Origin of the sequence: Paenibacillus sp. FJAT-27812 (genome assembly GCF_001273905.1) — a bacterium.
Taxonomy (GTDB): Bacteria; Bacillota; Bacilli; order Paenibacillales; family Paenibacillaceae; genus Pristimantibacillus.
The window spans coordinates 1,535,613-1,547,437 of the sequence record NZ_LIGH01000001.1 but is presented as its reverse complement, the minus strand read 5'-3'; the positions used below and the strand labels follow the sequence as shown (position 1 = coordinate 1,547,437).

The window sequence follows — 11,825 nt, the reverse complement described above, 5'->3', positions numbered from 1 at the left end:
TGAGCTAGGTGAGTAATAAGAATAGAATGCTAATCATACTGGTTGTTGATATTTGTATTATATGGATAGCGATCGGGATATCCTATCTCTTTCGTTTCAATGGAAATGTCCCTCCCATCTACGAAAAACAAATGCTCGAATTTGCATGTTTAACAACCGTTATATGCGGCAGCAGTCTTGCTTACTTCCGCATGTACAGACGAATGTGGCAATATGCCAGTATTGGGGAGATCATTGAGCTTGCTAAAGCGATTCTAATCGGCATTATTATATCCTATGGAGCAACCTATGCCTTAAATGGAGAACGGGTTCCATTATCCATTACTTCAAGAACGCTGGAGTTAATGCTGCTTTTTATGGGAGGCTCACGATTCCTATGGCGCTTAATCCGAGTAAACAGAACAAAAAAGACTGCTTTAACGAACAATGTGCTAATCGTTGGAGCTGGTGACTGCGGAGCGTTAATCGCGAAGGAATTTATGACGAGCAACAGCTTTTTGGGCAACCGAATTATAGGCTTTATCGATGATGACCCTCATAAACGCAATATGCAAGTGGTAGGCTTACCAGTGCTTGGCACACGCCTCAACATAGAAGAGATTGCAGCTAAACATCAAATTCATGACATTGTTATCGCGATGCCATCCGTCAAGCGGGTACATATAACGGAAATCATCAATATTTGCAAGCTGACTGGGGCCAAAGTCAAAATTATTCCATCCATTAACGATTTTATTAGAGGCCGAGTCGCTGTAAAATCATTGCGCAACGTTGAAGTCGAGGATCTGCTTGGGAGAGAGCCTGTTATAACCGACTTGGAAGGCATAGCCAATTATGTATCGGATAAAGTTGTCCTTGTCACAGGTGCCGGCGGTTCCATTGGCTCTGAGCTTTGCAGACAGATTTCTGCCTTTAAGCCATCAAGCCTGCTGCTGCTCGGACATGGCGAGAACAGTATCTATTTGATTGAGATGGAGCTTAGATCAAAGTTTCCGAATGTTCATTTGGAAACGGTTATAGCGGACATTCAGGATAGAGGCCGCTTGGAGAGCGTATTCCACAAGTTTAGACCGCAGGTTGTATTTCATGCAGCGGCTCATAAGCATGTACCGCTCATGGAACGAAATCCATCCGAGGCAGTAAAGAACAATGTTTTTGGAACAAGAAACGTAGCGGATTGCGCAGATAAATACAAGGCTGAGCGGTTCGTCATGATATCCTCCGATAAGGCTGTGAATCCTTCCAGCATCATGGGAGCGACCAAGAGAATTGCAGAGATGTACATACAGAGTATCAACACCTTAAGTGAAACACAGTTTGTAGCGGTCAGATTCGGAAATGTACTAGGCAGCCGCGGAAGCGTTATACCGAGATTCAAAGAACAAATTGCTGCAGGCGGTCCCGTTACCGTGACCCATCCGGATATGGTTAGATATTTTATGACCATACCCGAAGCCGTACAGCTAGTTATTCAAGCGGGATCGTTCGCAAAAGGCGGCGAAATCTTCGTCCTGGATATGGGCAAGCCGGTTCGTATTCTCGATCTGGCGCAGGATCTCATTCGCTTATCAGGCTATGAGCCTAACGTGGATATAGAAATTAAATTTAGCGGCATGCGAGAAGGCGAGAAGCTATTCGAGGAACTGCTAACCGATGAAGAGGCCGTATCATCTACTCAGCATGAACGCATTTACATAGGCAAGCCAACACAGATCAATAGAGTAGAGCTCGAGCTTCAGTTCAAACGAATTGAAAAAGCAATTGGAGAAAACCAAAATTCGATAAAAGATGTTATTGAGCATCTTGTTCCTTTTTATTCACATGTATCCTAACAGACAGTCTATGAGAGCGGAGGAGATTACATATGCGTAAGAAAAAGTGGAAGAAGATATTAATTTGGGTGGCATCGATTATTGTCATATTAGGAGTAGGAGGCTTATTTGCAGCTAATTATGCTGTAGATAAGCTTATTTCTACTCTTGCCGCCGACTTGGAAAAGGATCTATTAAATGAAGAGGTTACAGCCCCGGAGACAAAGCCTGATCAACAGGGGACGGATCAAACGGATCAGGGCGATTCGAATCCAACGGATGGTAAGGATGGAACGACGGAGGGCTCTACAGACAATGCAGAGAAGCCGGGAAAAGATGGCTCGAGCACAACGGGCGGCGACTCTTCTGAACCGAAAGAAGAAAAGCCGAAGGATAAATATAACGGCGAGGTAACGGTAGATAAAGCCAAAGATCTTCAAGAGAAAATTACTGTCTCTGAAAAAGCGCAGGTTTCATCCGTGTTGCTTAAAGAGCTTAGCATGTCTGATATAAAAGAGCTGCAAGCACTTGCTAGCGGCGGGATGACGCTTGAAGAGAAGAAAAAAGCTCGCAGCATTATTTTAGATAAGCTATCTCCTGAGCAGTATGATGAGTTGATTCAGGTGGCTAAGAAGTATGGGATGAGTCAGGGTAAAAGTTATGATGAGGTTGTTAAGGATAAATGAGTTATTTTCTCATGATCAGTGAGATGAAGTGATGCCTTAAATTAGGAAGTTTATTAATTAGATTGTTAATAAGGAGAAAAGGTATGAGTTTATATAGTGATATTTTAAATAGAAAAGAAAAAATCTCAATTGTGGGTTTAGGTTATGTTGGTATGCCTATTGCGGTCGCATTTGCCAAACATGTAAACGTTGTTGGCTTTGATATCAATAATAAGAAAGTAGAAAGTTATATTGCAGGGAAAGATATAACTAAAGAGGTAGGTGATGATGTATTAAAACAGACAACAGTACATTTCACTTCAGATGAGAAGGAATTGAAAGGTTGTAAGTTTCATATTGTGGCTGTCCCTACTCCAGTATCAACTGACAAAACACCTGATTTGACACCAGTAGTTAATGCGAGTATGACTGTGGCAAGAAATCTTGTGAAAGGGTCAATTGTTGTATATGAATCTACAGTTTATCCAGGAGTTACAGAAGATATTTGTGTGCCTATTTTGGAAAAAGAATCAGGATTGAAGTATGGAGTTGATTTTAAAGTAGGGTATTCTCCAGAACGTATTAATCCAGGAGATAAAATAAACAGATTGGAAACGATTGTGAAAGTAGTTTCTGGGATGGATGAGGAGTCTTTGGATACTATTGCTAAAATCTATGAATTGGTTATTGAAGCCGGGGTGCATAGAGCGGAAAGTATTAAAGTAGCCGAGGCCTCAAAGGTAATAGAGAATTCACAAAGAGATATAAACATTGCGTTTATGAATGAATTATCTATTGTTTTCAATAAGATGGGAATAGACACAAAAGCTGTTTTAGAAGCAGCGAGTACAAAATGGAATTTTCTAAGATTTAGCCCAGGCTTAGTTGGTGGACATTGTATTGGGATAGACCCTTACTATTTTATTTATAAAGCAGAAGAATTAGGCTATCATTCACAAATAATTCTATCAGGCAGAAGAATTAATGATGATATGGGGAAATTTGTAGCTGAAAATGTAATTAAAAAAATGATACAGGCAGACAAACAAATTAAAGGGGCAAAAGTCGCCATTATGGGCATAACCTTTAAAGAGAATTGCTCTGATTCAAGAAATACAAAGGTAATTGATATCATTAAAGAGCTGGAAGAGTATGGGGTTGAAATTGTAGTAGTAGACCCAATCGCAGATGCAGAAGAAGTATGGGAAGAGTATCATATTCAACTTAAAAAAATGGAAGAGATTAAAGATGCAGATGCAATAGTATTTGCAGTGCCACATGATGAATTTTCTAAAGTGTCTTTGCAAGAACTAAGGAAACTATACACGAATAATAAAGGTGTTGGGACTTATTTGTATAATGAGGTCGCTGCATCAAGCGAAAACGCAAGTGAGATTAGTGATAATGTTTTAATAGATGTAAAAGGAATGTTCAATAAAAATGAAGCTGAAGATATTGGTTATTTATACTGGCGACTATAAAAACTTAAAAAGATAGGCTGATAATATGAAAATATATCCTCTATTCAAACGTATTGTGGACATGGTTCTATCTCTAATTACAATTGGAGTAATCTGGCCATTATTTTTAATAATTGCAGTTATCATTAAATTAGATTCGAACGGACCTATATTTTTTAAGCAAAAAAGGGTGGGTAAGACAAAAAGACATTTCTATATACTTAAATTTAGAACCATGAGAATAGATGCACCAAAAGATATGCCAACTCATATGTTAAAAAATTCAGATGCTTTAATTACTAGGTCAGGAAGATTTCTGCGGAAGACGAGTTTAGATGAACTTCCACAATTAATAAACATTTTAAAAGGTGACATGAGTTTTATTGGTCCAAGACCTGCTCTTTGGAATCAATATGATTTAATTGATAAAAGAGATCAGTATGGTGCGAATGACATTTATCCTGGACTTACTGGCTGGGCACAGATCAATGGTAGAGATGAACTTCAGATTGATGAGAAGGTAAACCTTGATGGGGAATATGTTGCCAGGATGAGTTTTATCTTTGATGTACAAGTATTAATAAAGACTGTATTTATTGTCATAGGAAGTAATGGGTTTAAAGAAGGAAAGATTGAACCGGATATTTAATGTACTAAAGTGCATGTATAGTAAGTGAGGGAAACATATGAAGAATAGCCCTTTAGTAAGTGTAATTATTGCTACATATAAACGCTCGGAATCTCTAAAAAGTGCAATAAGTTCTATTAAACAACAAGTATATGAAAATGTTGAAATTATTATTGTAGATGATAATGCTAGTCAAGTTGAAAACGATATTGTAGAAAGAATAGTTGAATCGTTTGAAACTAACCTTACTGTGAAATATATTAGGAATGAAATTAATCAGGGGTCAGCTGAAACGAGGAATATTGGTATTAGAAATGCCTCTGGTGATTACATCACTTTTCTTGATGATGATGATATTTATCTGCCTTATAAGATTGAAAATCAAATAAAGCATATGTTGGCGGAGAAATCAGATTATAGCATCACAGATATAATGTTATACAACGAAAACGATAAACTAATTGAATATAGACGTAGGGATTATTTAAAAAATTATAATTCGGATGAGTTGCTCAAGTACCACTTGATGTATCACATGACTGGTACTGATTCAATGATGTTTGAACGAAAATATTTGATCAAAATCGGTTGTTTCCCTCCAATTAATATTGGAGACGAGTTTCACTTAATGCTAAATGCAATTGCGGGGAAAGGAAAGTTTAGTTATTTACCTGTATGTGACTTAAAAGCTTATATTCATTATGAATCAGAAGGTTTGTCTAGTGGTGATAGTAAAATAAAAGGTGAAAATGAATTATATGAATACAAGAAAAAATACTTTAGTAAGATTAGCGCTTCTGAAAGACGCTATATAAGAATGAGACATTATGCTGTCTTGGCATATGCTGAACTACGAAGAAAAAGTAATATGAGATTTTTTACATATACAACGCTTTCCCTTTTATCAAGTCCTTTACAGTGTCTGAAGGAGTTCCAAAGAGTGGTTTCAAAATGATGAACTGGAGAACTACATATGAAATTACAGGTTTTATTGTCAACTATGCATCAAAAGGATCATAGTATAATCGATAAAATGAATATAAAAACAGATGCAATTATTATTAATCAATGTGATAGAAATGAAATTGAACAGTTTAATCATAAAGGGAACACTATAAATTATTTTTCACTTGCAGAACGCGGAGTTGGATTAAGTAGAAATAATGCTTTGATGCGTGCAACCGCAGATATTTGTTTGTTTGCGGATGATGATGTTACATATGTTGAAGGATACAATGAAACAATTATAAGAGCATTTGAGCAAATTCCTAATGCTGATGTTTTGTTATTTAATATACCGAGTACTAATTCTGAAAGGCCTACTTGTAATATATTAGTTCAGCATAAGGTGAATGTATTTAATAGTTTGAAATACGGTGCGATAAACATAGCTGTGAAAACAAAAAAAGTACACATGGCTAATATTATGTTTTCACTAAAGTTTGGCGGGGGAGCCCAATATAGTGCAGGGGAAGATAGTTTGTTTTTGACTGATTGTATCAAGAAAAAACTGAATGTATATGCAGTTCCCGAAACTATAGGATATGTAGAGCAGGAGACTTCTACGTGGTTTAATGGCTTTACGGATAAATATTTTTTTGATAAGGGAATATTTTTTGCTTGCTTGTCAAAAAGGTGGGCGTATCTTTTGTGTTTGCAGTTTGCATTCAGAAAATCTCGTTTGTATAAAAATGAAATGAGTATTACTCGAGCATGTACTTTAATGTTTCAAGGAGTCAAGGCTGCCTAATTAAAGGAATCTATTTATGCAATGAAATAGTGGTATGGTTGGTGACGATTACCCATTTGAAAGTTGTTAAATCTCTAACCGGGAAGGGTTTTAGCTGTGGTGAGTGAGGAAGTATTACCAAAAGTTTTAATAGTCAGTCATAATTGTATGTCTAAAAGTGGATCTAATGGCAGAACATTATCTAACTTCTTATCAAACTGGAGTTCTGATTCGTTAGCTCAATTTTATATATATCCTGAAACGCCTGATGTTGATAATTGTAACAATTATTTTCGGATAACAGATTGGGATGTTTTAAACAGTTTAATTAAACAAAAGGCACCGGGAGAACGTTTAACTTCAAAGCATAAAGTTAGTATAAACCATGAGAAATCTCACATTAGTAATAAACTACATAAAGCAGGTAAAGGTAGAGGCACACTTTCCTATATTCTTCGTAATCTACTCTGGGATTTAAAAAAATGGAAATCAAGTGAGTTTGAAAAATGGGTAGATGATTTTAAACCAGATGTTGTTTTACTCCAAGCAGGCGATTATGCGTTTATGTACAAGATTGCAATGCACATATCACAATCAAGGGGTATACCTTTAGTTATTTATAATAGTGAGGATTATTATTTCAAGGATAAAAAGTCATTATCACCATTTTATCATTATTATAGAAGATCCTTTAAGCGTCAGTTTGAACGCACAATAGAATATGCGACTCGAAGTATTTATAACTCTGATATGTTAAAAGAAACTTATGATAAATCCTTTAACAAGCCTAATACTGTAATTTATACTGCTTCTAAAATACAAACAGTAATAAACAAAAAGAAAAATGAAAATATAAAAATATCTTACCTTGGCAATCTGGGTGTGAATAGGGTATTACCGCTTGTTGAGATGGGGAAAACTATAAAAAAAATTGATCCATGTGTAGAGTTTAATATCTATGGAAGCATTCCCTCAAACGATGTTAAGCACTCATTAACAATAGATAATGGGATAAAATACAACGGGAATATTAGTTATGATGATGTTATTACAGTAATGCATGATAGTGATCTGTTGATCCACGCGGAGGATTTTTCAGATTTTTCTCAGTGGGATTTGAAACATGCCTTTTCAACAAAAATCGCTGATAGTTTAGCTTGTGGAACTTGTTTTGTTGTATATGCTCCTCCGGATATCGCTTCTAGTAGATATCTAATAAATAATGATGCTGCATGTGTAATAACAGATCAATCAAAGCTTGAAAGTACTTTGAGAACAGTATTAAACGATAAATATATTAGACAAACTTATATAGATAAAGCACTAAAGCTAGCAGAAAAAAATCATAATTATCAGAAGAATAGCGACGTATTTAGGAAAGTACTTATTGAGTGCTCTAAAGGAGTTTGATTGCATGAAGGTTTTACAAATTAATACCGTTTACCGCGTGAAAAGTACAGGTCGAACTTGCTATGAACTCTCTATGTCAATGGAGAAAGCAGGCCATGAATGCTATACTGCATACGGCTTTGGTTTTTGGGAAGATAAAAATTCCTATAGAATTGGAAATAATAAAGAATATTATTTTCATAATATATCTTCACGAGTAACAGGGAAACAAGGTTATTATTCGGTTAATGGCACTAAAAGATTAATTAACTATATAAAAAAAATAAATCCCGACATTATTCACTTGAGAAATCTTCATGCTAACTACTTGAATTTACCCATTCTGTTTGATTATTTAGCAAATGCGGATATTCCCGTAGTTTTAAATTTACATGATTGCTGGGCCTTTACAGGAAAATGTGCTCATTATACTGAGATTGGCTGCTATAAGTGGAAAACTCAATGTGGTAAGTGCCCCAAAATTAAAGAATACCCATCAAGCATATTTAGAGATTTTACTACTACTATGTATGAAGATAAAAAAAAGTGGTTCTCCAGTATAAAAAACTTGACTGTTGTTGGTGTTTCTAAATGGGTTGCTGAACAGGCAAGGCAATCATTTTTATCTAACCGATCAATTACGTCTATCTATAATTGGATTGATCATGAAATTTTTAAACCGTATCAAGAAGAAGTGTTCCAAAAGTATGATATTGAAGATACCAAGTTTACAATAATAGGTGTTTCTGCAATTTGGTCAAATGATAGTCCGAGGTTACAGGATTTTAGAGAATTAGCAAAAATAATTAATGATGATATGCAAATTATATTAGTTGGACAAACTCAAGGAACTATTAATGAAATAGATAAGATTAAATTCATACCATTTGTTGATAATACAAAAGACTTAGCTAAACTTTATTCATCAGCTGATGTTTACGTGCACCTTTCCGTGGAAGATACATTTGGCAAAGTAATTGCCGAGGCAATGGCTTGCGGAACACCAGCTATTGTATACAATTCGACTGCATGTCCAGAAATAATTGGTGAAGGCTGTGGGTATATCGCTGAGCCACGTGATGTTGAACAAATATATAATCATATCGTTAAAATTAAAGAAAATGGAAAGCAATATTATTCAGATAATTGTGTGAGATTTACTAAAGAGAATTATAATTATGAAAAAAATGTTGGAAAACTTTTAGAGATATATACTCACTTATCTGAAGAAAGCAAGAAATGTTAATGGGAGATAATTAAATTATGGGAATGTATATTATTAATTTGTTTTTTCTTCTTATTTGGTGTTTGTGTTATTACGTCTTTCCTTATAGAAACAAGTTTGAGAAAGTGCAGGATTACTCGAATAACGTTATATTAACTAAAAAAGATGCTTTTAATAATCGTAGAAGTATCTTTATTATAATTGCTTTAATACAGATGTATTTGATCTTAGCCTTGAAAAACATTAGCGTTGGAACGGATACGATAAATTATTATCTAGGATTTAGTATTATTAGAGATTTGGACTGGATAGAAGTTTTCGATTTGGGAAGAAATAACTTAGTATTTAATTATGAACGAGGTTTTATTCTTCTTACTAAAATAATATCAATATTTACTGATGATTTTCAAGTATACTATGGAGTTTTATATTTTATTATTATGTTTTTAATTTATAAGTTCATAAAAAAATATGCAATCATGCCTTTTCTTTCAATATACCTATTTATTTCGTTAGGTTTTTATAATTTTACTTTTAGTGGGATTAGGCAAGCAATTGCTATTTCAGTAATATTATTTTCATACAAATATATTATTAACAGAAAGATTGTTAAGTTTAGTATATGTGTGATTATTGCAGCGCTTTTTCATAAATCAGCTATTATTTTTTTACCCGCATATTTTCTTTATTTTTTCACAATCACACCAATTATAGCCATTCTATATTTTGTTATTTTGATTGTATTATTTATTTTTAGAATAGAAATATTTCATTTAATCACTCCGCTAGTTGGTTACGAAGAATCAATTGAAACTACTAACGCATATACTTTATTAATAATTCTATTGTTAACATTTACTATAGGGTTGTTCTTTTATAATAAGGTTATACGGAAAAATGAAAATAATAAGGTGATTTTCAATTTGATTGCGATTGCTTCATTATTAATGATCTCAACAACTATAAGCAGTGTCGGATTAAGAGCTGCAAATTATTATTATATTTTTATAATTCTATTTATACCCAATATAATTAGTTCTTTCAATAATAGATCAACAAGAATATTAGCAGTTTTATTTTCGATTATTCTTACTATAATCTTTTATATCTTGAGAGGTGTCTATGATTTAAATGGTATACCATATAAGTTTTATTGGCAATAGGGGGAATGATGATGTGTAAGAATCTTAAATATATAGGGTTTTATGATGATATTAATAATCATGAAGAAAAAAGAAACTATTTTCTAGCAGCTACAAATAAGATGGATTATATAATGTCCGCTTTGATAAGATTAGGGTATGAAGTGAACATTATCTCTCCTTCATGGACGGCAAATAATAAGGGTATTTATTCAAAAAAAGAAAGAATCCTGAAAGAGGGCGTAACATTAACATTAGGTACTACTTTCGGAGCTAATAATAGGGTTACAAAAACTTTGAGAATATTAAACTCGCAAATTTGGTTATTGATCAAATTATTGTTTAGCACGAAGAAAAATGAAGATATACTTGTTTATCATTCATTGTCATTAATTCCAACCATTTTACTTGCGAAAAAAATCAAAAAATTCAACTTAATTCTTGAGGTTGAAGAAATATATCAAGATGTTAAGAATTATTCTGGAATTATTAAAAAATTAGAATTTATGATATTTGAAAAAGCTGATAAATTTTTATTTTCAACCGAAAAATTGCATGAAATTATTAATTTTAAAAGTAAACCTCATTGTATTATATATGGAACATATCAAGTTGAAAAAGAAAGAAACTCCAGTTTCGGGGACGAGAGTATACATATAGTATATGCTGGTGTTATTGATACACATAAAGGAGGAGCTATGGCTGCAGTGTGTGCTGCAGAGTACCTATCGAGTAAGTATCATGTTCATATTATTGGATTTGGTGATAAAAAAGATATTGATATGCTCAAAGAAAAAATTGTTGAAATTAATACTAGATCGAAATGTAAAATTACTTATGATGGTTTATTTAAAGGTGAAGAATATATTCAGTTTATACAAAAATGTCATATTGGTCTTAGCACGCAAACTCCAAATGCGAAATTTACAGAGAGCTCATTTCCATCAAAGATTTTATCCTATCTTTCTAATGGATTAAGAGTAGTATCAGCACGTCTTAGTAGTATTGAAAACTCTAGTATATCTAATGATATAGTATATTATGAAAATCAGAATGCAATAGAAATTGCTCAAGCTATTATGTCTATTGATATTCATGAATTAATCGATAGTAGAAAAACAATTACGAGGTTGGATGAGGAATTTATAGTAGAGTTAAATCAATTGATGAAAGACTAACAAGAATAACGTCTAAAAAAAATTATTTAATATCATGTATTATTTGGGGGATTAAAATGTACCTAATAATTGATAAAATAAAGGAGAAAATTCTTAGACATTATCGAAAAAAGGTATTTCTATTACGTATTAAGAGTAATAATAATAGCGTAAATATAATTGGTAAGGTATATGTTAATGCTACTAATGTGAAAATCGGAAACAATGTGACAATCTATCCTGGTGTAATGTTTTGGGGAGATGGCGAAATAGTAATTGGTAACAATGTCGATATAGGTAAAGATACGATTATATTTGCAAAAAAGGGAGTCACAATTGGAAACGATGTTGCTATTGCTGCTCAGTGCTACATAATTGACAGTAATCACGGTATTGAAAAGAACACATTAATTAGAAACCAGCCCTTGGACTATCACGAAAGAATTTATATTGGCAATGATGTTTGGATTGGAGCAGGTTGTAAAATATTAAAAGGTTCTATTATTCAAGATGGTGCTGTAATTGGTGCAATGAGCTTAGTGAACAAAGAGATTAATAATAATGCTGTTGCTTATGGTATACCTGCTAAAATAATAAAATTCAGACAGTAGGATTGAGA

General features: G+C 33.5%; 11 protein-coding genes. All 11 read left to right on the top strand.

The genetic code is table 11. From position 1 onward, the window contains the following. The first annotated feature begins 8 nt into the window (after nt 1–8). On the top strand, nt 9–1,832 hold the full coding sequence (locus ADU23_RS06555; protein ID WP_053373011.1) for a polysaccharide biosynthesis protein: 1,824 nt from the start codon (nt 9–11) through the stop codon (nt 1,830–1,832). A gap of 32 nt (nt 1,833–1,864) precedes the next feature. Then, nucleotides 1,865–2,497, top strand: a complete 633-nt coding sequence (locus ADU23_RS06550) for a hypothetical protein (RefSeq protein ID WP_053373010.1) — start codon at nt 1,865–1,867, stop codon at nt 2,495–2,497. Between the two features lie 83 nt (nt 2,498–2,580). Next, the gene (locus ADU23_RS06545) at nt 2,581–3,957 is read left to right on the top strand and encodes a nucleotide sugar dehydrogenase (protein ID WP_053373009.1); all 1,377 of its coding nucleotides are present in this window, start codon (nt 2,581–2,583) and stop codon (nt 3,955–3,957) included. 25 nt (nt 3,958–3,982) lie between these two features. Beyond that, entirely contained in the window at nt 3,983–4,585 is a 603-nt protein-coding gene (locus ADU23_RS06540) for a sugar transferase (protein ID WP_053373008.1), read from the top strand. A 37-nt stretch (nt 4,586–4,622) separates the two neighbouring features. Then, nucleotides 4,623–5,519 (top strand): glycosyltransferase family 2 protein, encoded by an 897-nt coding sequence (locus ADU23_RS06535; RefSeq protein WP_053373007.1) that lies wholly within the window; start codon nt 4,623–4,625, stop codon nt 5,517–5,519. 18 nt (nt 5,520–5,537) lie between these two features. Next, a complete protein-coding gene (locus tag ADU23_RS06530; protein WP_053373006.1) occupies nt 5,538–6,314 on the top strand; it encodes a glycosyltransferase family A protein in 777 nt (258 codons plus the stop codon). 96 nt (nt 6,315–6,410) lie between these two features. Next, nucleotides 6,411–7,703: a glycosyltransferase family protein gene (locus tag ADU23_RS06525; RefSeq protein WP_053373005.1), complete on the top strand. Its 1,293-nt coding sequence runs from the start codon at nt 6,411–6,413 to the stop codon at nt 7,701–7,703. 4 nt (nt 7,704–7,707) lie between these two features. Next, nucleotides 7,708–8,928, top strand: coding sequence for a glycosyltransferase (locus ADU23_RS06520; RefSeq protein ID WP_053373004.1), 1,221 nt, complete (start codon nt 7,708–7,710; stop codon nt 8,926–8,928). 17 nt (nt 8,929–8,945) lie between these two features. Continuing rightward, nucleotides 8,946–10,070 carry an EpsG family protein gene (locus ADU23_RS06515; protein ID WP_053373003.1) on the top strand — a complete coding sequence of 375 codons (1,125 nt, stop codon included), beginning with the start codon at nt 8,946–8,948 and terminating at the stop codon, nt 10,068–10,070. Between the two features lie 11 nt (nt 10,071–10,081). Next, nucleotides 10,082–11,227, top strand: a complete 1,146-nt coding sequence (locus ADU23_RS06510) for a hypothetical protein (protein WP_053373002.1) — start codon at nt 10,082–10,084, stop codon at nt 11,225–11,227. A 56-nt stretch (nt 11,228–11,283) separates the two neighbouring features. Beyond that, nucleotides 11,284–11,817: an acyltransferase gene (locus ADU23_RS06505; RefSeq protein WP_053373001.1), complete on the top strand. Its 534-nt coding sequence runs from the start codon at nt 11,284–11,286 to the stop codon at nt 11,815–11,817. The last annotated feature ends 8 nt before the right edge of the window (nt 11,818–11,825 follow it).